Raw genomic sequence first — 21,843 nt, 5'->3', positions numbered from 1 at the left:
CGGCCGCGCCTGCCTGCTCAGCCGTCACTCCGGGAGATCCCGGCCTTTCCCCTCTCGAGTGCACAGCACCGCCGCCAGACAGACGACAAGCGCCCCGATCCACACCACGCCCAGCAGCGTCGTCCCGCCGCCCGCCGTCAGGACCAGGCTGGCGGCGATCGCCGGGGTGAAGCCCGCCCATAGGGTCGAGGCGCCTTGGTAGCACAGGGAAGCTCCGGTGAACCGCACCCGCGTCGGGAACAGTTCGGCGAGGAACGCCGCGTACGGACCGAGAACGACGCCCTGGAGCCCCTGCCCGACGGCCACCGCCACGGCGTAACCGAGCGCCGACCCGCTGCCGACGAGACGCAGCATCGGGAAGGCGAACGCCATCATGGCGACGATCCCGGCGATCATCACAGGTTTGCGGCCGATCCGGTCCGAGAGCAGCGCACTGCCCACGGTGGCGCCGAACATGAGGACCGCCGCCCAGGTCTTGGCGTTGAGCACGGCGGTGCGGTCGGCTCCGTGGCCCACCGCGAAATCGACCGCCCACATCGTGGCGATGCCCATCATGCCGAACATGGCCAGCCCAGCGAACAGGCCGAGGACGACCTGGCGGGAGTGCCCGGCGAACACCTCCGCCAGCGGCATCCGGCGTTCCGCCGCCTCGGCCTGGAACCGCCGGAACAGCGGGCTTTCTTCGACCGAGGACCGCACCCACAGCCCGACCGCGACCAGCACGAGGCTGAGCAGGAACGGGATCCGCCATCCCCAGCTGAGGAAACTCCGGTCCGGCAGCAGGCTGGCGAGCGTCACCGCGCCGCTGGCCAGCACGGCGCCCGCGGGGCCGCCCAGGTTGGCGAAGCTGGCGGCGAACCCGCGTTTGCCTCCGGGCGCGTGTTCGAGCGCGATGGTCATCGCTCCGCCCCATTCGCCGCCGACGGCGAAGCCTTGCAGCACCCGCAACACGATCAGCAGCGCCGGTGCGGCCGCGCCGATCTGGGCGCTCGACGGGAGCAGCCCGATCAGTGTGGTGGCCAGGCCCATCGTCAGCATCGACACGACCAGCACCCGTTTGCGGCCGAGCCGGTCGCCGAAGTGCCCGAAGACGATTCCGCCGAGCGGGCGCGCGGCATAGCCCGCCGCGAGGGTGCCGAAGGAGGCGAAGGCGGCGAGACCGGGTCCAAGGCCGGTGAAGAAGACGTGCCCGAACACGATCGCGGCGGCGGTCGCGTAGAGCACGAAATCGTAGAATTCGATGGCGCTGCCCAGAAAACTGGACGCCAGAACCCTCCGCAGGTGCTTGCGGCCGAGCCCGTCGACGAGAGCGGGTGCCTCTTGGGCGGAGTTCGCGGTCACGCTTCACCGACCGGCTGCGGGACACGGGATCCGGCCCGCGCGAAACTGATCACCTGCAAGTCGTCGGGCACCAGGACCGGGCCGTCGTAGGTGTCCCGCGCGCCACGCCAGACCGACGGGTCCGCGTCGCCGGGAACGAGGTGGTGCAAGGCCAATGCCCGCGCGCCTGCCTCGGCGGCCACTCGCCCGGCTTGCTGCGGCGAACTGTGCGACTTGTGGTGGTGCTGTTTGGCCGCACGCGCGACTTTCGGGTCTTCGTCGGCGTAGCTTCGCTCGACCCAGTCGAAGTCGATCGCTTCGTGCATCAGGAGGTCGGTGTCCTCGGCCAGCCGGACGAGGTTCTCGCAGTAGGCCGTGTCGCCGGAAATCGTCACCGATCCCCCGTCGGTGTCGAACCGGAACGCGAACGCCGGCGCGACCGGAGGATGCCGCACGAGCGTCGCGGTGACACGCACGAGTTCGTCCCGGTAGACCTCGAACGGCTCCATTCCGGACGGGCACGGGTTGTCGTTCGGGTGGTAGCCGATGCCCTGGGGCACCGCGATGTCGCTGGCGGTGAAGAAGCTCAGCGGGGACGGCCGCAGCGAGTCGAGCATGCGGTCGGTCAGGTCGGTGCTGTAGGCCTGCAACAGCTTCGTCACCATCTCGGCAGTGCCGGGCGTCGGGTTGTCCGGGAACGCCGGGCGGGGCGCGACGTCCGCGACCGGCGAGACCGGCGGCAGCGCGCCGCGGTTGCCCGGCCCGAGGATCGCGACCGGGCGCTGCCGCGGGCTCCGCATGGACATGAAGCCGAACACGGTCAGCGCCGCCAGGTCGACGGTGTGGTCGGAATGCAGGTGCGTCAGGAAAACGCCGCGCAGCGACCGGAGCGGGAGGCCGGCCCGGCTCAGCTGCTCCCCCGCGCCCTGCCCGCAGTCGACCAGGTACGCGGCGCCGCCCACGACGACCGCGGTGGCGATGCCGGACCGGCGCGGACCGGGGCCGGAGCCCCACCACCTCGGCCCGCCCGCGGTGCCGAGCGCGACGGCGTACGGCGGGGCGGATTCTGGGGATTCTGGCTGCATGCGGACCTCCACGTTGAGCAAGTCCGGCTCAGTATGGGAGGCTCCCGATCTCAGGAAAAGCCATAAAAGATGCGGATCTTTTTAAGAAGAACTGATGAAGGAACTCACTCTCAGACAGCTCCAGTACTTCGTCGCGGTGGCGGAGAAAGGCTCGATCAGCGACGCGGCCCGTGCTCTGCATGTCTCGCCCGGGGCCGTTTCGCAAGCGCTGACCGACCTCGAGTCCAGCCTCGCCGTTCAGCTGACCCTGCGCAGGCGGGCCACCGGCGTCACGCTCACCCGCGCCGGACGGCTGGCCGCGGACCAGGCCCGCGCGGTGCTCGCCGAGACCGACCGGCTGCGCGACACCGCGCACGTCATGCGCGGCGAACTGGTCGGCACGCTGCGAATCGGCTGTTTCCCGACACTGTCGCCGTGGCTGCTGCCCAGCATCATCGAGCACTTCCTCCGCGAACATCCCGCGCTGCGCCTGGAGATCGCCGAAGGCCCGTCCGACGAACTCCAGCGGCAACTGGCCGACGGCGACATCGACGCGTGCCTGATGTATTCCGCGCATCTGCGCCGCGGACTCGACCACGAACGCATCGCCCCGGTCCGGCTGCGCCTGGTGCTGCCCGCGAACCACCGCCTCGCCGGCCGCGACGAGATCGCCCTCGCCGAGCTCAGCGCGGAGCCCGCCGTGCTGACGTCCCTGCAGCCCGCGCGCGATCTGGTCGAGAACCTGATGCGGCACGTCGGCGTCGAACCGCGGGTCGGCTGGAGCATGTCCAACGTCGACACCATCCGCGCGATGGTCGCGCGCGGGCTCGGCTATTCGCTGCTCATGGGGAGACCGCACGGCGACCTCAGCTACGACGGGCTGCCGCTGATCTACCGGCGCATCGCCGACGACTTGCCCGAGAACGCGGTCGTGCTCGCCCGGGTCCGCGGCAGCAAACCCACGGCCGCGCTCGCCGAGCTCACGGAATTCTGCCTCCGGGAGTTCGGGACCGAAGGCCGTCCAGTCCAATGAGGACAGTCGACGGCCGTGCTCAGACCTCGATGACGGTCAGCAGCCGGTCGAGCCCGGCGAAGTCCTTGAGATTCCTGGTGAGCAACGGGATCTGGTGCGCCGCCGCCGTCGCCGCGATCTGCAGGTCCATCCGGCGGGGACGCGGATCCCGCCCGAACCGGCGGACCAGTCCCGCACCCGTTCCGTACATCTTGGCTTCGTCGACGCCGAACGGCAGCACCGCGAACTGGTCGAGAACACGGCGGTAGCGCTCGATCCGTTCCGCGAGCCGGACCGGATCGTCGGTGACGAGGCCGTAGGCCAGCTCCGCGACGGTCACCGAACTGACCGCGGGCACCGAGGACGCGTACGGGCCCAGATCGAGCCGCTCGAGATCGATGACCACCGAAGTGTCGAGCAGCACCCGGGACGGAGCGGTCACTGGTCTTCGCCGGGATCGCCGATGCGGTCCGGCCCGAAGACAGCGTCGTCGGCTTCCCGCTCGCGACGCCATTCAGCGCTGTCCATCGGTGGCAGCCCGCGGAAAGCTTCCTGGATGTCGCCGAGCGTCCGGTCTCGCCGCGGCTCCTCCGGGGCGCGGTGCGGCACCAGGTCGGCTACCGGCTTCCCGTTGCGGGTCACCACAAACGACTCGCCTGCTGCTACGCGACGCATGATCTCCGCGTTGTCGTTGCGCAGCTCTCGCTGGCCGATTGCGTACCCCATAGGCAGGAGTGTAGCAACCTTTTCTCTCATGTGCTACATAAGTGCTACACCGAGGGCAGCCGCACAGTCACCGCCAGCCCGCCGCCGACCACTGGCTCCGCGGACACCGTCCCGCCGTGGGCCTGCACCGCCGCCCGCACGATCGAAAGTCCCAGTCCCGCACCGGAACGCGCCGTCCGGGCCACCCCGGCGCGGCGGAACGGCTGGAACAGTTCCGGCACCGCCGCCGGGTCCAGCAGCCCGCCCGACGAACGCACCCGCAGCGTCGACCATTGCGCGCCCGGCTCCGTCGTCACCTCGATCCAGCCGCCGTCGACGTTGTGCCGCACCGCGTTCTCGACCAGGTTCCCGGCGATCCGTTCCAGCAAGGCCGAATCCCCGATCGCAGGCGACGGCTGCATCGCGAAATCCGCGCGCAGGCCGCGTTGTTCAGCCTCGCCGCGGACCGCGGACCAAGCCCGTTCCACGAGCACGGTCAGGTCGACCAGCTCCCGCGTCACCAGGCCGGCTCCGTCGGTCCTGGCCAGCAGCAGCAACGAATTCACCAGCTGTCCCGCCCGGTTCGTCGCGTCCAGCACGACCCCGGCCATCCGGCGGAATTCGGCCTCGTCGGCGTGTTCGTCGGACAGCGTGACGTCCAATTCCGTACGGATCACCGACAGCGGCGTGCGCAATTCATGGCTCGCGTTGGCGACGAAATGCCGCTGCGAATCGAACGCGTCCTGAAGCCGGTCCAGCATGTCGTCGAACGTCCGGGCCAGCTCGGCCAGTTCGTCGCGCGAGCGGATCTCGCCGATGCGCTCCCCCATCGACTCGATCGACAGCCGCCGCGCGGTCCCGGTGATCTCGCGCAGCGGCCGCAGCACGCGGGAGGTGAACGTCCAAGCCAGGATCGCCGCCGCGGCCACCACGAAGCAGAACGCCAGCGAGCCGAAGATCAGCACCCGGGTGACCGCGTGCTGACGCAGGTGCTGCGCGAGCGTGGACGCGTCCACGTCGATGCCGTCGACTCGCACGATGGTGCCCGGCGGCATGTGCGGCACGGCGTCGACGGCGTCGCCGACGAGCGTCCACGCCAGCCACAGCAGCAGCAACCCCGCCGCGGCGACCAGGACGGTCGCCAGGACGGTGACGCGCACCCGCAGGCTGCGGGCGCCGGGAAGCTTCACTCGGAACCGGCGACCGACACCCGGTAGCCCGAGCCGACCACGGTCTCGATGATGCCCGGTTCGCCGAGCTTCTTGCGCAAGGTCATCACGGTGACCCGGACGGTCGTGGTGAACGGGTCGGCGTTCTCGTCCCACACCCGTTCGAGCAGTTCCTCGCTGCTGACCACGGATCCGCCCGCGGACAGCAGCACCTCGAGCACGCCGAACTCCTTGCGGGTCAGCTCGACCGGCCCGCTCGCGCGCCGGACGGTGCGCTTCGCCGGGTCCAGCTCGACGTCGCCCGCGGTGAGCAGCGGCGGCGCGGCGGGCGTCGCGCGGCGGCCCAGCGCCCGCACGCGCGCGACCAGCTCCGGGAACGCGAACGGCTTGGCGAGATAGTCGTCCGCGCCCAGGGACAGCCCGTCCACCCGGTCGGACACCGAACTGCTCGCGGTCAGCATCAGCACGCGCGTCAGCTCGCCGGACGTCACGATCTCGCGGCACAGGTCGTCGCCGGACATCCCGGGCAGGTCGCGGTCGAGCAGCACCACGTCGTACCGCGTGACGGACGACTTCTCGTGCCCGTCGTCGCCCGTGAGCGCGATGTCGACGGCCATGCCCTCCCGCCGCAGCCCGCGGGCGATCGCGTCGGCCAACGGCTCTTCGTCTTCGACTACCAGAACTCGCACCAGACCACAATCCCATAGTTTCCTGAGAGCACCTGAGAGAGTCATGCAACGCGTGGATGAGCGTTTGCTTCCGCCGCTGAAGCAGCCGGCGCGGGTGCGACTCGTGGCACCATGGTGTTGCGTCGCTGAACCACATCGGCAAATCTCAGTCCCCAGCGGGCCTGGAAGTCGTTGTCGAGTGCGGTCAGGATGTGTCCACGAGGCCGGTCGAGCCAGTGCCGTTCGAGCTGGGAACGTCCCAGGATTGTGCGGGCGCCGCCGATGTCGGCGTGGACGATTTTTCCGCAGAACCGGCACCGAAAGATGTCCTGGGTTCGGCGGTTGCCAGGGTGCGTGTATCCGCAGCCGTCGCATTCGCGGCTGGTGGGGGCAGGATTGACTTCGACAGTGGACAGTCCCGTGTCTTCACGCAAGGAATCGAGCTTGGCTCGCACAGCCCCGCGTCCCGCGACGGTTATCAGACGGCGCATGCGACGGGAGAGCTGGCCTTGCCGCACCATGCCTCGCAGGTCCAGCCGTTCGACCGCCAGCGTCGAGATCGCGGGGTCGGCCGCGATGCGGTTGAGGCAGCGGTTGGTTTCGTTGGTGACGAACTCGCGGATGTCGTTGACCAGCGCCCGATAACGCCGGGAGTTGCCGAGCTTGATTCCGTTGCGCTGCAACGCCGCCGCCAAAGGCTGCAATCGGTCGTCGTACGCACGGAGCCGGGCGAGAAAGCCACGTCCGCGCAGATGGCCGTCGCTGGTGGCCAGCAGTGTTGAGAGACCCCAGTCCACGCCGACAGTGCGTCCGCCTTCACGTGGTCTGGCGACGGGGGTATGGACAGCCAGCCGGTAGGTCACGGTGCCGTCCTCCGCAACTCGAACCTGGCAGTGGCTGGCCAGCCGCGCATCCGGTGTGGCGAGGCGTTCGAGGAAGGCACGGTGAGCGTGCAGCGGAATCCACACCGGCTTGCCCGCCCGCAGCGTGGAAATCCGCACCCAATAGTCGGCGTGCTCCCTTTCGGAGGTCTCCACGGCGGCTATTTTACCGTCCATCACCATCGTGCGGGCCCGCCGCAAATCCGGATGCCGGACACGAGTCCTGGCCTGTTTGAAGATACGGCGGGCCAGCCTCAGCACCTCTTCCGGGATACTGCTTTTGCCGGAGATCGCCACCCGCTCGCCGGTCGCGGGAGCATGCCATGCGTGTGCTTTGTTGAGGTAGAACAGGTCGCGCTTGCACGCGGCTGAAAGAGCGGAGCGAGCGACTATTCGACGGAACTCGTTCTCGCAACTGCCCAGCCACGAACGGTGCGCCGCGATCGCCTGCGCGACGACCGAATCCCACTGGCGCTGCGACAACCCGCCGCCCCATGTTTTGGCGTCGATCCACCGCGGCAGCTTTCCTGTGGTGAAGAAGATAGCGACCGCTTCGGATTGCGCTCGGCCCAGACCGGCTTGCCACCGCGGCAACAGAGCTGCCACTTGAGCGTGCTTGCCCTCGTTGGCACTGGAATGCAGCCGAAACGAACGGACAACAGTCACGATGTCTCAACCCTGCCTTCCATGATCTCGCTGACGCATAGCGGGTTCTGCGCCGATCGGCGCAGTTCCTGCTAAAAAAGCTCGTTTTCCGGTCTTGAACAGATTTCGCGCGATCCGGCATGCGACCGAGTTCCGGTGGACCAGCACACAATACCGGAGGGGGGGACACTCTCGTTCAGCCCCACCGCAACGCGAACCACAGCCGCATCCGCGTTTCCGGGTCGGCCAGCTCGACGCCCAGTGCCCGTTCCACCTGACCGATCCGGTGCCGCACGCTGTTGCGGTGCACGCCGAGTTCGGTGGCGGTCCGGTCCCAGCTTCCGTGGTTCGCCAGCCACGTTCGCAGCGTCGGCACCAGTTCGCGGCCGTGCGCGCGGTCCAGTTCTCGCAGCGGGGCCAGCAGTCGTTCGGCGAACGCGCCTGCCGCGGCGGGCGGGATCAGTTCGTCGAAGCCGAGCGGGTCGGCGCTGGCGGCCAGCGGACGGGCCAGCGCGCGGGCGCGGGCGAGCAGCAGTTCGGTTTCCGCGACAGCAGCGGGCAGGTCCGCGGCGGGGTGCGGCGGACTGGCGACCGCGAGCCAGCCGTGTTCCAGGAGACCGTCCAGGTCGCTGGGTTCGCCTGCGATGGCGTAGAAGCGGGGGCCGGGCAGGACTTGGACCAGCGGGGTGTCGAGCCGGGCGCGCAGCCAGTCCGGCCGTCGGGCGAGCGCGTCCGGACCCTTTCGGTGGGCGATTCCGGCGACGAGCCGGGCTTGATCGCTGCCGACGACTCCGGCGAGCGCATCCGCGCCGGGACCGCCGAGCAGCAACGCTGTCGCCGCGGCACCGAGTTCCGCGCTGTCCGATCCGGCGCGGCCGACGAGGCCCAGCAGCGCCGCGCCGACGGCCAGGATCGCCCGGTCTCCGCTGTCGAACCGTTGCGCCCGGCCGACCACGACCAGGTGCGCCGCGGTCGCCTGCGGATAGACCGGCTGCGCGACAACATGCGTGCCGTCCGGCAATTCAGTGGAGGCGATGCGGATTCCGGAGCGAGCTCGCAAGGTCGCGAGCAATTCCTTCACCGGCGACGGCAACGGCTGCGGCGCGTCGTAGCCCGCAGCCAGTACGTCCCCGGCGCCGACCATCGCGACCCACCCGCGCAAGCGTCCGGCGAGCGCGGCGACCAACTCCCCCAGACCGCCGCCAGCGGCTCGCGTCAGCGCTTCGCGACCTTCCGCCAGTCGCCGTTCTTCGTGCCGCCCCGCTTCGGCGAGCGCGACTGCGACGGCGCGGTTGATCGCCAGGAACGGCGTCGCGGGCGGCACGACCAGCAGCGGCAGGCCGTGCTCCGCGCAGGCGTCGCGCAGTGAGGGCGGCAGAGTTTCCGAGACCGTCGGGGTGAGGCCGAAACCGAGCGCGGTGACGCCCGCGTCACACAGCCCTCGGACGTAGCGGTCGGCGTCCTTCGGCAGGTTCACGCCCGCGGTGAGCACGAGTTCGGCGCCCACCAGGTACGGCGCGGGGTCGGCCAGTTCGCTCACGTGCGCCCACCGCACCGGCCGGTCCAGCGCGCCCGGGCGGAGCGTTTCGGGCACGACGTCGAGCGCCAGCTCCGGGTTGCCCGCGACGGTGCGTAGTGGGACTGTCACCTCCGCGGGCAACAGCACGTCCTGGTGGGTCATTTCAACCAATCTCCGGCGAAGTCCTGGATACATCGTCCCATGCCGCCGCGGGGTCGCCCGACCCTACGGTGTCCCGCAAGAACCCCACCCCGTTTCGAGGAGGACCCGTGGGCGGCGACTATGCGGTGATCGCGCTGTACATCGCGGGCATGATCGGGGTCGGCTGGATCGGCCTCCGGCTGGCCAAGACCAAATCCGACTATCTGGTCGCCGGACGGCGGCTCGGCTGGTTCATGTACTCCGGCACGATGTCGGCCGTCGTGCTCGGCGGCGCGTCGACCGTCGGCGGCGTGAAGCTCGGCTACACCTACGGCATCTCCGGCGCGTGGCTGGTGATCACGATCGGCGTCGGGATCCTCGTGCTGCACGCGGTTTTCGCGCGGCGGCTGGTGAAACTGCGCGTCTACACCGTCGGCGAGATGCTCGACCTGCGCTACGGCGGCCGCGCGAGCGCGGTGTCCGGCGCGGTGATGTGGGGCTACACGCTGATGCTCACGGTCACCTCGACGCTGGCGTTCGCGTCGATCTTCAAGGTGCTGTTCTCGATCCCGAGCTGGGCCGGGATCGCGATCGGCGGGTCGATCGTGGTGCTGTACTCGGTGCTGGGCGGCATGTGGTCGATCACGCTGACCGACATCGCGCAGTTCGTGATCAAGACGATCGGCATCCTGTTCGTGCTGCTGCCGGTCGCGCTCGTCTCGGCGGGCGGCTTCAGCGGGATGGCCGAGAAGCTGGACGCGTCGTACTTCGAGTTCACCTCGATCGGCGGCGAGACGATCCTGACCTACTTCCTGATCTACACGTTCGGGTTGCTGATCGGGCAGGACATCTGGCAGCGCGTGTTCACCGCGCGCACGCCGCGCGTCGCGACCGGCGGCGGCGTCATCTCCGGCGTGTACTGCCTCGTCTACGGCATCGCGGGCGCGCTGATCGGTACGGCGGCGAAGGTGCTGTACCCAGACCTCGGCAGCGCGCAGGACGCCTTCGCCACCATCGCCGAACGGCTGCTGCCCACCGGCGTACGCGGTCTCGTGCTCGCTGCGGCGCTGTCGGCGCTGATGTCGACTTCGAGCGGCGCGCTCATCGCGTGCGCCACCACGACGACTTCGGACCTGTTCCGCAAGATCGGCCTTAAGAGTGGCGAGGTCTTGCGTAACCGAGTGACGACACTTGTGCTGGGCATCGTGGCCATCGGTATCGCAATGCTCGTGGACGACGTCGTCAACGCGCTCACCATCGCGTACGACATCCTCGTCGGCGGCCTTCTCGTCACGATCGTCGGCGCGCTGTTCTGGAAGCGCGGCACTCGCGAAGGCGCGTACGCGTCGATGGTGGCCGGCACGGTGTCCGTCATCGCCTTCATGATCATCGACGGTGTCGCGGCCAACAGTCCGATTTATTGGGGCCTCGGCGTCAGCCTGGTCGTGTACGTCGGCGTCAGCCTCGCGACACCGCGTACGCCGGACAGCATTCTTTCCGTGTGGACACAACGTCTGCACGGGTCCGAAGCCGCTGAAGATCTCAGCGCATCCGAAACCCGACAGGAGTTGACCCAGTGAGTGAACAGCGTCCGGTCGGCCCGCTCGACTCGTCGCAGATCCCGCGCTTCGCCGGCTTCGCGACCTTCGCGCGGCTGCCGCGGATCGACGAAGTGCCGAGCGCCGACGTAGCCGTGGTCGGCGTGCCGTTCGACTCCGGCGTGTCCTATCGCCCCGGCGCGCGGTTCGGTCCTTCGGCGCTTCGCGAGGCGAGCCGGCTGCTGCGGCCCTACCACCCGGGTCTGGACGTTTCGCCGTTCGCGGAGAAGCAGGTCGTCGACGCCGGCGACATCGCGGTCAACCCGTTCCACATCGGCGAAGCGATCGAGAAGCTGCAGCAGGAAGCCGAAGCGCTTACGGCGGGCGAGACGAAGCTCGTGACGGTCGGCGGCGACCACACCATCGCGCTCCCGCTGCTGCGCGCGGCGGCGAAGAAGCACGGTCCCGTTGCGCTGCTTCACTTCGACGCCCACCTCGACACCTGGGACACCTACTTCGGCGAGCCGTACACGCACGGCACGCCGTTCCGTCGCGCGGTCGAAGAAGGCATCCTCGACACCAGCGCCGTGTCGCACGTGGGCACGCGCGGCCCGCTGTACGGCAAGCGCGACCTTGAAGAAGACCGTCGCCTCGGCTTCGGCATCGTCACCTCCGGCGACGTACTGCGCCGCGGCATCGACGAGACCGTGGACGCGCTTCGGCAGCGCATCGGCGACCGTCCGCTGTACGTCTCCGTGGACATCGACGTGCTCGACCCCGCGCACGCGCCCGGCACCGGCACCCCGGAAGCGGGCGGCATGACCAGCCGCGAGCTGCTGGAGATCCTGCGCGGCCTGCGCGGGCTCAACCTGGTCGGCGCGGACGTCGTGGAGCTGGCCCCGGCCTACGACCACGCCGAGATCACCGCGGTCGCTGCTTCGCACGTCGCTTACGACCTGGTCAGCCTACTGGCGCTGGGACGCGGCGCATGACCCGGATCGGCGGCGACGTTGTCGTAGAGACGCTGCGGGCGCTCGGCGCGGACACCGTGTTCGGCCTGCCCGGACAGCACGCGCTCGGCTTGTTCGAAGCGCTGCGCCGCGCTGAAGACGTGCGCGTGGTCAGCTCGCGGGTGGAGAACAATCTCGCCTTCGCCGCGGACGGCCACGCGCGCGCCCGGCTCGCCGCCGATCCGCACGGTCCGGTGCCGGTCACGCCGATGATCGTATCGACCGGCCCCGGCGCGCTGCTCACGCTGGCGTCGCTGCAGGAATCGCGCGCGGCCTCGGTGCCGGTGCTCGGCATCTCCAGCCAGGTCCCGGTCGCCGGGCTCGGCGGCGGACGGCACGGCTACCTGCACGAACTCACCGACCAGCAGGCCAGCTTCCGGGACGTCGCGAAGTCGGTGCACGTGGTCCGGTCGATCAGCCAGATCCCGACCGCGCTGCGCGAGGCGTGGGAATCCGCCGCGACCGCGCCGTACGGGCCGGTGTGGGTGGAAATCCCGCAGGACGTGCTGCTCGCTGAGACGATCCTGCCGCAGCTGACCGCCGTGACCGCGGCGGCCGCACCGCTCGAACCGTTGCCGGAGCTAGTGGCCGAAGCCGCGAAACTCCTTGACGCAGCGAAGAATCCGGTGATCCTCGCCGGCGGCGGCGCACTGCGTTCGGGGGCGCACGAGGAACTGCGCCAGCTCGCCGAAACCCTGCGCGCGCCGGTGGTGTCGACGTTCGGCGGCAAGGGCGTTTTCGCCTGGGACCACGAACTGTCCGCGCAATCGTGGATGGAAGACTGGCACACCACGGAATTCCTCTCCGCCGCCGACGTCCTGCTGGTGCTCGGCTCCGGGCTGGGCGAGCTGTCCAGCAACTACCGCGAGTTCGCGCCGCGCGGCCAGGTCGTGCAGGTCGAAGCGGATCTCGGGAAACTGGAGTCGAACTACCCCGCGCTCGGGCTGCACGCAGATGTCCGGCACACCCTTCGCGCACTGCTCGGCCAGCTCACGCCGCGCACCCCGGACGGCCGCGCCGAAGCCGCGGTGAAGGATCTGCTCGCGCGCGTCGAGTCCAGGTTGGACAGTCAGCCGCTCACGCTCGAACGGAAGCTGATCGACGACATCCGTGCCGCGCTTCCCGAAGGCACGCAAACCTTCTGGGACATGACCATCGCGGCCTACTGGGCCTGGTCGGTCTGGAATCCGGACGGCGCGCCGATCCACACCGCGCAAGGCGCGGGCGGGCTCGGCTACGGCCTTCCCGGCGCGCTCGGCGCTGCCGCGGCAGGCGTGCGGTCGCTGGCCGTGTCCGGCGACGGCGGCGCGATGTACGGACTGGCCGAACTGGCCACCGCCGTGCAGCACCAGCTCGACGTGACCTGGCTGGTCGTCGACGACGGCGGCTACGGCATCCTCCGCGAGTACCTCACCGGCGCGTTCGGCCAGACCACCGCGACCGAACTGCCGCGACCGGATTTCGTCGCGCTCGCCGAATCGTTCGGCATCCCCGCCCGAAAGACCACTGTGGACAGTGTCCGCACGGATCTCGCCGACGCGCTGCGCACCCCTGGCCCGTCGGTCGTCGTGCTTCCCGCGCTGCTGAAGATGTTCGCCCCAACCCATTTGGAGCATTCATGACCCACGTCCGCAACTTCGTCGGCGGGGCCTTGGTCGACACGCCCGACACCGAGGCGACCCTCGAACTGACCAACCCGGCCACCGGCAAGGTCTTCGGCACCAGCGTCATTTCCCGGCGGAACGAAATCGACCTGGCGATGGAATCGGCGGCGCGCGCGTTCCAGTCATGGCGGCGCAGCACGCCCGCGCAGCGTCAGGAAGCGCTGCTCAAGATCGCCGACGCGCTGGAAACCCGCGCGGAAGAGTTCGCCGACGCCGAGGTCCGCGAGACCGGCAAGGTCCGTTCGGTCATGCTGGACGAGGAAATCCCGGAATGCGTGAGCACGCTGCGGTTCTTCGCCGGCGCCGCGCGGCAGCTCGAAGGCACCGGCGCGGGCGAGTACCTGCCCGGGCACACGTCGGTGATCCGCCGCGAGCCGATCGGCGTGTGCGCGCAGATCGCGCCGTGGAACTACCCGCTGATGATGGCCGTGTGGAAGATCGGCCCGGCGCTCGCCGCGGGCAACACCGTGGTGCTCAAGCCGGCGGAAACCACGCCGTCCACCGCGGTGCTGCTGGCCGAGGCCGCGGCGGAATTCCTGCCGCCAGGCGTGTTCAACGTCGTGTGCGGCGACCGGGAAACCGGCCGCGCGCTGGTCCGGCACCCGCACACCGACCTGGTGTCCATCACCGGCTCGACGCGCGCCGGCATCGACGTGGCCACCGTCGCCGCGGCCGATCTCAAGCGCACCCACCTGGAACTGGGCGGCAACGCTCCCCTGCTGGTCTTCCCGGACACCGACCTCGCCGACACCGCCGAACGGATCGCCGACGCCGCGTTCTACAACGCCGGGCAAGACTGCACCGCGGGCAGCCGCGTGCTGGTGCACGAGAGCGTCCACGACGAATTCGTTGCCGCGCTGAAGAAAACGGCCGCCACCCGCCGTCCGGACGTCGACTACGGCCCGCTCAACAGCCGCGCCCAGCTCGACCGCGTGCTCGGTCTGCTGGAGCGGCTGCCGTCGCACGCCCGCGTCGAAACCGGCGGCACCGCGCCCGGACCGGGCTTCCAGCTCGCGCCGACCGTCGTGTCCGGCCTCCGGCAGGACGACGAACTGGTGCAGGAGGAAGTCTTCGCGCCGGTGATCACCGTCCAGCCGTTCGCCGACGAGACGGAAGCGCTGGAGCTGGCCAACGGGGTCCCGTACGGGCTGGCTTCTTCGGTCTGGACGAACGACGTCGCCCGCGTCGCACGGGTGTCGCGCGACCTCGGTTTCGGCTGCGTGTGGGTGAACACGCACGGCCCGCTGACCGCCGAGATGCCGCACGGCGGGTTCGGCCACTCCGGGCACGGCAAGGACCTCTCGGCGTACTCGTTCGCCGAGTACACCCGGGTCAAGCACGTGATGACGAGGTTCGAGTGATGAGCGACAAAGTCACCGAGGTCGAACAGCACGGCATCGCGCCGATCCCGCCCGCCGAGCAGACGTCCCGGCCCCGCGACCTGTTCCGGCTCGCGTTCGGCGGGGCCAACACGTTCGCCACGATCATCCTCGGCACGCTGCCGATCGCGTACGGGCTGAGCTTCTGGGCCGCGCTCGCGGCGACTGTCGTGGGCGTGGTGCTCGGCGCGCTCGTGCTGTCCCCGATGGCCTTGTTCGGCCCGGTCACCCGCACCAACAACGCTGTTTCGTCCGGCGCGCACTTCGGCGTGGTCGGCCGGTGCGTCGGCTCGTTCCTGTCGCTGCTCACCGCGATCACCTTCTTCGCGATCTCGGTGTGGGTGAGCGGCGACGCGGTAGCCGGTGCGGCACAACGGCTTTTCGGCATCGACGGCGGTCCTGTGCTGCGCGCGGTCGCCTATGGCGTGATCGCGATCGCCGTCCTCGTCGTGTGCATTTACGGCTACCGCTTCATGCTCCTGGTCAACCGTGTCGCGGTAACGCTGGGCACGCTCATCATGCTGGTCGGGATCTTCGCCTACGGCGGCTCGTTCGACCCGTCATTCGCGGGCAGCGGCAACTTCGCCCTCGGCGGCTTCTGGCCGACGTGGATCCTCGCCGTGCTGACCGTGATGGCGAACCCGATCTCGTTCGGCGCGTTCCTCGGCGACTGGTCGCGCTACATCCCGGCCACCCATTCGCGCCGCTCGCTGCTGGCCGCGCCGTTCCTCGCCCAGCTGGCGACGCTGCTGCCGTTCGGCTTCGGCATCGCGACCGCGACCCTGGTCGCCGACCCGGCCGACTACGTCACCGGCCTGACCGCGATTTCCCCGCTCTGGTACGCGATCCCGCTGATCGTGGTCGCACTGATCGGCGGGCTGTCCACCGGCACCACCGCGCTGTACGGCACCGGACTGGACTTCAGCTCGATCTTCCCGCGCCTGTCCCGCGTACGGGCGACGCTGCTGATCGGGACGCTCAGTGTGCTGTTCATTTTCGTCGGCAATTTCGTGCTCGACATGGTGTCCAGCATCAACGCCTTCGCGACGCTGATCGTGCTGTGCACGTCGCCGTGGATGGTGATCATGATGATCGGCTACGTACAACGCCGCGGCTACTACGACCCGGCCGACCTGCAAGTCTTCAACGAGGGCCGCACCGGCGGACGGTACTGGTTCCATCGGGGCGTCAACTGGCGCGCGATGGCGGCCTGGATCCCGGCCACCGGACTGGGCCTGCTGTGCGCGAACACGCCGATGATCACCGGACCGCTGGCAGGCATCGCGGGCGGGGTGGACATCAGCCTGGTGGTGACGCTGTGCACGGCCGCGGTGGCGTATCCGGTGCTGGTGAAGGTGTTTCCGGAGCCTCGGGAGGTTTTCGGGCCTTCGTCGGCTATCGCTGCGGAAGCGGTGGTTGCCGAAGCGTGAGCGGCGGGCGGCTCCCTGATCTCTGGAACCCGCCGTCGTTACTCACAAATCAGCTGTCGACCGCGCGGTTTCCAGCGCGTGAAGCGATACGTACCGCTGCCTTTGCACGAAAGCTGAGCCCCGCCCACTGCCGCCGTGCGGCAGGGGCGCGCTCAGCTGTCGATGAGCCTGGTCGCCTGGCTTCGTCAGCAAAAACACCTGATATCGACCATGGCGCCAAGTGCCGGAGGAAGCGCGCAGCAGCACCGGATCGATCACTACTCCGGAGTACGACTCTCGGTGTGCGACCGTGCACCAGGTGTGTCCACTGCCACTACCGGCGACGGGTGATCACCACCGGCTTGAGATCCTTCGGCACCGCGGCGAACGCGGACACCGGAACCCCGAACGAGGCGGCGAGGATCTCGCGCGGCAGCGAGTTCAGCGTCCCGACGATGCCGATGTCGTCGTTCGGCTCGCCGGTGCTGGTGTTGAACATGACGAGCACATCCAGACCTTCAGTGTTGCTGGAATTAGCGAAATAATGAAAGAACCCCTGTGGCGCGAAGACGAGTTCCCCGGCTCCCGCACTGAAAACCGCATTGTGGTAACTGCCGTCCTCGTGCGTCCCGAGAATGCTCCAGTCCGCCCTGCCGGAAATGATGTAGTTCAACTCCCACGCGGACGGATGCCAATGCGGCTCGCGCACGCCGCCGGGGTCGAGATGCACCAGATACACCGAACCCCGCTGACCTGCCAATACCGGGAAGTTCTTCTCGTGAGCCCCGCGCAACGTCCCGCCGTCGTGGACGGCAGGCGCGGATTTGGCGAGCGGGAAAACGTACGTCGGTTCCGCTGGTTTCTCCGTGCTCGCCCGCGCGGTCCCACTCGCCCCGAGCGCGGTCGCCGCGGCGATTCCGGCACCTGCCCCGAGCGCGCCACGCCTGCTGATTTCCGACATTCTCTCCACCTTTCCCATAACCTGCTCCCCTGATTCTTCCGGGAACGCGGAAAACGGAAAGGGCCCAGCGCGGATCACAGCTATCGCGCGCAGCGATGACCAAACACGGTACCCGCGCGGGACAGTTGTGGGAGGATCCCGGAAACCCCGGTCCTGGAGGCGATTCGTGACGTTCGCAGTCGGCATCTTCGACTTGTTCAGCTTCGCCGTGCCCGGAGCGGTCCAGTTGTCGCTGCTGGTCTACGTACTCGACCGACTGGGCGTGCTGCACGTCGCCGCACTGACGTCCGCGCCGGGCGCGCTGCTGGTCGCCGGCGCCGTCGTAGCCAGTTACTTGCTCGGACACCTCTTCCACCCCCTGGCCGCACAACTGGAGCGGCTCCGCCCCCGCCGGGACGCGGAGGCCGCGCGGCAGGAGTTCGTCGCCCAGGTCCCGCAGGCACGCGACCGCGCTTACGTCCAGTCCAACCCGGCGCTGCTCGTCGCCGCGGCTGAACTGCACGACAAGGACGCGGCGGGAGAAATCGTCCGGATGCGCGCGCAGTCGGTGATGCTGCGCAACATCGCGTTCGCGTTCGCGCTGGCCGCGGTGGTCGCACTCGTCCAGACCGCGACGGGGCCGCACCGGGTGATCGCCGCCGGAGCCGCCGCGCTTTCGCTGCTCGGCGCGGCCGGGGCTCTGGGCAGCAGCCGGAAGGTCTGGCACATGTCTCGGATCAAGACGCTCGAGATTTGCTACTGGATCCCGGACATCGACCAGACCTTCGCTGCCGAGGTCCCGGTCGCTGCTGCTGAGTAATGAGCGCGGCGGGTTCCTGCTCCGGGGACCCGCCGTTCAAACGCGGGACTTCTTTCGCTCCTGCCCCCCTGCGCTCGGGCTCGCGGCTTGTCCCTCGCGTTCCCGCCATTTCAGCAGCCAGCCGACGCGAGCCACTCCGCTCAGACGCGCAGCTTCTCCCCGCCACTCCCGGCAAGTCGGCACCATTGCCGACTCCGGCCCCACTCCGTTCAGGCGCGCTTGTCTCCCGCGGTCCCTCCGAGCCAGTGCCGACCCGAAGCCCGCTTTGCTCAAGCGCGCCCTACCTCCGCGCTCCCGCCAAGCCAGCAGCCAGCCGCCCCGGAGCCCACTCCGCTCAGGCGCGCGGCTTCTCTCCCGCGGTCTCCTCCACATCGGCACCCAGCCGACCCGACGCCCACTCCGTGATCCGCCGCGCCACGTCCTGGGCGGTCAGGCCGATCCGGTCCAGCACCTCCGCGCGGGTTCCGTGGTCGTGGAACGCCTGCGGCACCGCGAGGTCACGCAGCGGGACGTCGCGCTCGGCGTCGCGCAGCACCGCCGCCAAGGCCGAGCCGAAGCCGCCATGACGGCCGCTGTCCTCGACTGTCACCACGAGTTTGTGCTGCTCGGCCAGCGCGACCAGCTCCGCGGGCACCGGGACCACCCAGCGCGGGTCGGCGACCGTCACGCCGATGCCCTGGTCCGCCAAGCGGTCCGCGGCCGACAGGGCCAGCTGCGCGAACGGACCCACCGCGACCAGCAGCACGTCCGTCGAACCCGAGGGGCGGCGCAGCAGGTCGACCGTGCCGATGCGTTCCACCGCGGGCACGTCCGGGCCGACGCTGCCCTTCGAGAACCGCAGCGCGGTCGGGCCGTCCTGGACCGCGACCGCTTCGCGCAGTTCCTCGCGCAGCGTTCCCGGGTCGCGCGGCGCGGCCACCCGCATGCCCGGCACCATGCCCAGCAGCGACAGGTCCCACATGCCGTGGTGGCTCGGGCCGTCCGGGCCGGTGATGCCCGCGCGGTCCAGCACGAACGTCACCGGCTGGCGGTGCAGCGCGACGTCCATCAGGACCTGGTCGAACGCCCGGTTCAGGAACGTCGAGTACAGCGCGACGACCGGGTGGCAGCCGCCCATCGCGAGGCCCGCCGCGGACGTCACCGCGTGCTGTTCGGCGATGCCGACGTCGAACCAGCGGTCCGGGAAGCGCTCGGAGAACTTCTCCAGCCCGGTCGAGCGCAGCATCGCGGCGGTGATCGCCACGACGTCCTCGCGCTCCTCGCCGATCTTCGCCAGCTCGTCGCCGAACACGCCGGTCCAGCTCGGGCCCTTCACCGGCGGCAGGCCGGTCTCCGGGTCGATCGGGTCGGTCTGGTGCATCTGGTCGGCCTGGTGGTTCACCGCGGGCGCGTAGCCGTGGCCCTTCTCGGTGACCACGTGCACGATCACCGAACCGCCGAACGCCCGCGCGCTCTGGAACGCCTTCTCCAGCGCGACCAGATCGTGGCCGTCGACCGGGCCCAGGTACTTCAGGCCGAGGTCGGAGAACATCACCTGCGGGCTCAACGCATCCTTAATGCCCGCCTTAGCCGCGTGCAACGCCGCGTAGATCGGCTTGCCCACCACGGGGGTGCTGCGCAGCAGTTCGCGTCCGCCGTCCAGCAGCCGCTCGTAGCCCGGCTGCAGCCGCAGCGAGGCCAGGTGGTCGGCCATCCCGCCGATGGTCGGCGAGTACGACCGGCCGTTGTCGTTGACCACGATCACGACCGGGCGGTCCTTGCGCCCGGCGATGTTGTTGAGCGCTTCCCAGCACATGCCGCCGGTGAGCGCGCCGTCGCCGACCACCGCGATCGCGTGCCTGCGCGGGCCGCCGGACAGCTCGAACGCCTTCGCCATGCCGTCCACATAGGACAGCGCGGCGGACGCGTGGCTGTTCTCCACCAGGTCGTGCTCGCTTTCGCCGCGGCACGGGTACCCGGTGGGCCCGCCCTGCTGGCGCAGCTTGTCGAAGTCGCCGTGCCGCCCGGTGACGATTTTGTGCACGTACGCCTGGTGCCCGACGTCCCACACGATCGCGTCGCGCGGCGAGTCGAACACGCGGTGCAGCGCCAGCGTCAGCTCGACGACGCCCAGGTTGGGACCGAGGTGCCCGCCGCTGCGGCGGACCTTGTCCACGAGGAAGTCCCTGATCTCGGCCGCCAGCTCCCCGAGGTCCTCGACGCTCATGCGCTTCAGGTCCGCCGGTCCGTGCACCGAGTCCAGCATGGTCACCGCTCCACCCCGTCCGTCTCTTCCTCCGCCGGTTCCGGCCAGTCTACGGACGGCCGCCACCTCGGTCCGGCCGCCCGCGTCTCGGATCACAGCTCCGGCGGAAACGCAACTCCACGAGCGGGGAAGATCACGAGGCCGGTCAGTCAAGTCGCGGTCACCCCGCGTGGCCGTGATAATCCCGGACGGACCCCCGAGCTCGAGAGGACCCCATGGCGGACTTGTACATCGGCGGCGAATGGGTGGACGCGCGTGCGGGAGGGCGGCGCGAGATCCGGTGCCCCGCGGACGGCAGCCTGGTCGCCGAGGTCGCCGAAGCGACCGCGGAGGACACGGAGGCCGCCATCGCCGCGGCTCGCCGGGCGTTCGACACCGGACCCTGGCCGTCGACCCCGGCGGGCGAGCGCGGCAACCTGCTGCTGCGCGCGGCCGACCTGCTCGACCGCGACGCCGAGGAATTCGCCCGCGCCGAATCGCTCGACACCGGCAAACGCCTGGTGGAGAGCCGCTACGACATGAGCGATATCGCGGCTTGCCTGCGCTATTTCGGCAAGCTCGCGGGCAACGACGCGGGCCGGGTGGTGGACACCGGCAGCGCGGACTCGTTCAGCCGGATCGTGCACGAACCGGTCGGCGTCTGCGGCCTCATCACCCCGTGGAACTACCCGCTGCTGCAGACGGTGTGGAAGATCGCCCCGGCCCTGGCCGCGGGCAACACGTTCGTGCTCAAGCCGAGCGAGCTGACGCCGCACACCTCGATCCTGTTCATGCGGCTGCTCGCCGAGGCGGGGCTGCCCGGCGGGGTCGCGAACCTCGTGCTCGGCGCGGGTCCGTCGGCCGGCGCGCCGCTGTCGGAGCACCCGGACGTCGACCTCGTGTCGTTCACCGGCGGCCTGGCCACCGGACGGGTGATCGCGGCGAACGCGGCGGCGACGGTGAAGAAGGTCGCGCTCGAACTCGGCGGCAAGAACCCGAACGTCGTGTTCGCCGACGCGGACTTCGAGACCGCCGTCGACTACGCGCTGACCGCGGTGTTCTTGCACTCCGGGCAAGTCTGCTCGGCCGGTGCGCGGCTGATCATCCAGCAGGAATGGCACGACAAATTCGTCGACGAGCTGGTGCGCCGCGCGGAGCGGATCCGCCTCGGCGGACCGTTCGACGAGAACGCCGAGACCGGGCCGCTCATCTCCGCCGCGCACCGCGAGAAGGTGGAGCGCTACGTCGCCACCGCCATCGAGGAGGGCGCTGTCCTGCGCACCGGCGGCAAGCGTCCGGACGACCCGGCGCTGCAGGACGGCTTCTACTACCTGCCGACGATCCTCGACAACGTCCAGCAGGGCAGCACCGCGGTGGTCGAGGAGTCCTTCGGCCCGGTGCTGACCGTGGAGACGTTCACCGACGAGGACGACGCGGTCCGCATCGCCAACGACACCCACTACGGCCTGGCCGGCGGCGTGTTCACCCAGGACGCGGCCCGCGCCCAGCGCGTGGCGAACCGGCTCCGCCACGGCACGGTGTGGATCAACGACTACCACCCGTACCTGCCGCAGGCCGAATGGGGCGGCTACAAGCAGTCCGGCTTCGGCCGCGAGCTCGGCCCGACCGGCCTGGCCGAGTACACCGAGGTCAAGCACATCCACCAGAACCTGAAGCCCGGCCCCCAGCACTGGTTCTCCGGCTGATCCCCCCTCCCCCACCGAAAGGACCGTGC

General features: G+C 69.7%; 18 protein-coding genes. 8 read left to right on the top strand and 10 right to left on the bottom strand.

Going from position 1 to position 21,843, the window contains the following annotated elements:
- Window positions 1–24: 24 nt before the first annotated feature.
- Window positions 25–1,341 (bottom strand): MFS transporter, encoded by a 1,317-nt coding sequence (locus PUT80_RS14040; RefSeq protein ID WP_037819080.1) that lies wholly within the window; start codon window positions 1,339–1,341, stop codon window positions 25–27.
- The gene (locus PUT80_RS14035) at window positions 1,338–2,405 is read right to left on the bottom strand and encodes an MBL fold metallo-hydrolase (protein WP_275292195.1); all 1,068 of its coding nucleotides are present in this window, start codon (window positions 2,403–2,405) and stop codon (window positions 1,338–1,340) included. The genes PUT80_RS14040 and PUT80_RS14035 overlap by 4 nt, the downstream gene beginning before the upstream one ends.
- Window positions 2,406–2,499: 94 nt before the next feature.
- On the opposite strand from PUT80_RS14035, the gene PUT80_RS14030 reads away from it, so the two are divergent.
- Complete coding sequence (locus tag PUT80_RS14030; RefSeq protein WP_051729680.1) at window positions 2,500–3,417, top strand: LysR substrate-binding domain-containing protein; 918 nt, start codon at window positions 2,500–2,502, stop codon at window positions 3,415–3,417.
- Between the two features lie 19 nt (window positions 3,418–3,436).
- On the opposite strand, the gene PUT80_RS14025 is transcribed toward PUT80_RS14030, so the two are convergent.
- The 6 genes from PUT80_RS14025 to PUT80_RS14000 form a co-directional block, all read right to left on the bottom strand.
- A complete protein-coding gene (locus PUT80_RS14025) occupies window positions 3,437–3,838 on the bottom strand; it encodes a type II toxin-antitoxin system VapC family toxin (RefSeq protein WP_275292194.1) in 402 nt (133 codons plus the stop codon).
- The gene (locus tag PUT80_RS14020; protein WP_275292193.1) at window positions 3,835–4,122 is read right to left on the bottom strand and encodes a type II toxin-antitoxin system prevent-host-death family antitoxin; all 288 of its coding nucleotides are present in this window, start codon (window positions 4,120–4,122) and stop codon (window positions 3,835–3,837) included. Before PUT80_RS14020 ends, PUT80_RS14025 begins: the two co-directional genes overlap by 4 nt.
- A gap of 44 nt (window positions 4,123–4,166) precedes the next feature.
- Window positions 4,167–5,291, bottom strand: coding sequence for a HAMP domain-containing sensor histidine kinase (locus tag PUT80_RS14015; protein ID WP_275292192.1), 1,125 nt, complete (start codon window positions 5,289–5,291; stop codon window positions 4,167–4,169).
- The gene (locus tag PUT80_RS14010; RefSeq protein WP_009075614.1) at window positions 5,288–5,959 is read right to left on the bottom strand and encodes a response regulator transcription factor; all 672 of its coding nucleotides are present in this window, start codon (window positions 5,957–5,959) and stop codon (window positions 5,288–5,290) included. The genes PUT80_RS14015 and PUT80_RS14010 overlap by 4 nt, the downstream gene beginning before the upstream one ends.
- A 41-nt stretch (window positions 5,960–6,000) precedes the next feature.
- Window positions 6,001–7,485, bottom strand: a complete 1,485-nt coding sequence (locus tag PUT80_RS14005; protein ID WP_275292191.1) for a transposase — start codon at window positions 7,483–7,485, stop codon at window positions 6,001–6,003.
- 175 nt (window positions 7,486–7,660) lie between these two features.
- Complete coding sequence (locus PUT80_RS14000; protein WP_275292190.1) at window positions 7,661–9,145, bottom strand: PucR family transcriptional regulator; 1,485 nt, start codon at window positions 9,143–9,145, stop codon at window positions 7,661–7,663.
- A gap of 107 nt (window positions 9,146–9,252) precedes the next feature.
- Here PUT80_RS14000 and PUT80_RS13995 point away from each other — a divergent pair, with 107 nt between their 5' ends.
- The 5 genes from PUT80_RS13995 to PUT80_RS13975 are packed head-to-tail and all read left to right on the top strand — an operon-like array spanning window position 9,253 to window position 16,145.
- The gene (locus PUT80_RS13995; protein ID WP_043838344.1) at window positions 9,253–10,704 is read left to right on the top strand and encodes a sodium:solute symporter; all 1,452 of its coding nucleotides are present in this window, start codon (window positions 9,253–9,255) and stop codon (window positions 10,702–10,704) included.
- Window positions 10,701–11,654: an agmatinase gene (gene speB, locus PUT80_RS13990; protein WP_037357511.1), complete on the top strand. Its 954-nt coding sequence runs from the start codon at window positions 10,701–10,703 to the stop codon at window positions 11,652–11,654. The genes PUT80_RS13995 and speB overlap by 4 nt, the downstream gene beginning before the upstream one ends.
- Window positions 11,651–13,294 carry a thiamine pyrophosphate-binding protein gene (locus PUT80_RS13985; protein WP_275292189.1) on the top strand — a complete coding sequence of 548 codons (1,644 nt, stop codon included), beginning with the start codon at window positions 11,651–11,653 and terminating at the stop codon, window positions 13,292–13,294. The genes speB and PUT80_RS13985 overlap by 4 nt, the downstream gene beginning before the upstream one ends.
- Complete coding sequence (locus PUT80_RS13980) at window positions 13,291–14,697, top strand: aminobutyraldehyde dehydrogenase (RefSeq protein WP_275292188.1); 1,407 nt, start codon at window positions 13,291–13,293, stop codon at window positions 14,695–14,697. The genes PUT80_RS13985 and PUT80_RS13980 overlap by 4 nt, the downstream gene beginning before the upstream one ends.
- Window positions 14,697–16,145: a cytosine permease gene (locus tag PUT80_RS13975; protein WP_275292187.1), complete on the top strand. Its 1,449-nt coding sequence runs from the start codon at window positions 14,697–14,699 to the stop codon at window positions 16,143–16,145. Before PUT80_RS13980 ends, PUT80_RS13975 begins: the two co-directional genes overlap by 1 nt.
- Before the next feature lie 313 nt (window positions 16,146–16,458).
- On the opposite strand, the gene PUT80_RS13970 is transcribed toward PUT80_RS13975, so the two are convergent.
- A complete protein-coding gene (locus PUT80_RS13970; RefSeq protein ID WP_275292186.1) occupies window positions 16,459–17,085 on the bottom strand; it encodes a cupin domain-containing protein in 627 nt (208 codons plus the stop codon).
- Window positions 17,086–17,251: 166 nt separating this feature from the next.
- Here PUT80_RS13970 and PUT80_RS13965 point away from each other — a divergent pair, with 166 nt between their 5' ends.
- Window positions 17,252–17,884, top strand: coding sequence for a hypothetical protein (locus PUT80_RS13965; RefSeq protein WP_275292185.1), 633 nt, complete (start codon window positions 17,252–17,254; stop codon window positions 17,882–17,884).
- Window positions 17,885–18,218: 334 nt separating this feature from the next.
- Here PUT80_RS13965 and dxs read toward each other — a convergent pair whose 3' ends face one another.
- Window positions 18,219–20,135, bottom strand: coding sequence for a 1-deoxy-D-xylulose-5-phosphate synthase (dxs, locus tag PUT80_RS13960; RefSeq protein WP_275292184.1), 1,917 nt, complete (start codon window positions 20,133–20,135; stop codon window positions 18,219–18,221).
- A gap of 209 nt (window positions 20,136–20,344) precedes the next feature.
- Between dxs and PUT80_RS13955 the strand changes: the two genes are divergently transcribed.
- On the top strand, window positions 20,345–21,814 hold the full coding sequence (locus PUT80_RS13955) for an aldehyde dehydrogenase family protein (RefSeq protein ID WP_134666443.1): 1,470 nt from the start codon (window positions 20,345–20,347) through the stop codon (window positions 21,812–21,814).
- The last annotated feature ends 29 nt before the right edge of the window (window positions 21,815–21,843 follow it).

This window comes from Amycolatopsis sp. La24, assembly GCF_029087445.1.
Classification (GTDB): domain Bacteria; phylum Actinomycetota; class Actinomycetes; order Mycobacteriales; family Pseudonocardiaceae; genus Amycolatopsis; species Amycolatopsis nivea.
The sequence above is the reverse complement of the archived record's forward strand: the minus strand, read 5'-3'. Positions and strand labels throughout refer to the sequence as shown.

Bases quoted from the DNA above. Each gene is read 5' to 3' on its own strand.
- PUT80_RS14035 (WP_275292195.1), bottom strand. From the start codon at position 2,405: ATGCAGCCAGAATCCCCAGAATCCGCCCCGCCGTACGCCGTCGCGCTC.
- PUT80_RS14030 (WP_051729680.1), top strand. From the start codon at position 2,500: ATGAAGGAACTCACTCTCAGACAGCTCCAGTACTTCGTCGCGGTGGCG.
- PUT80_RS14020 (WP_275292193.1), bottom strand. From the start codon at position 4,122: ATGGGGTACGCAATCGGCCAGCGAGAGCTGCGCAACGACAACGCGGAG.
- PUT80_RS14000 (WP_275292190.1), bottom strand. From the start codon at position 9,145: ATGACCCACCAGGACGTGCTGTTGCCCGCGGAGGTGACAGTCCCACTA.
- PUT80_RS13985 (WP_275292189.1), top strand. From the start codon at position 11,651: ATGACCCGGATCGGCGGCGACGTTGTCGTAGAGACGCTGCGGGCGCTC.
- PUT80_RS13980 (WP_275292188.1), top strand. From the start codon at position 13,291: ATGACCCACGTCCGCAACTTCGTCGGCGGGGCCTTGGTCGACACGCCC.
- PUT80_RS13975 (WP_275292187.1), top strand. From the start codon at position 14,697: ATGAGCGACAAAGTCACCGAGGTCGAACAGCACGGCATCGCGCCGATC.
- PUT80_RS13970 (WP_275292186.1), bottom strand. From the start codon at position 17,085: ATGTCGGAAATCAGCAGGCGTGGCGCGCTCGGGGCAGGTGCCGGAATC.
- PUT80_RS13955 (WP_134666443.1), top strand. From the start codon at position 20,345: ATGGCGGACTTGTACATCGGCGGCGAATGGGTGGACGCGCGTGCGGGA.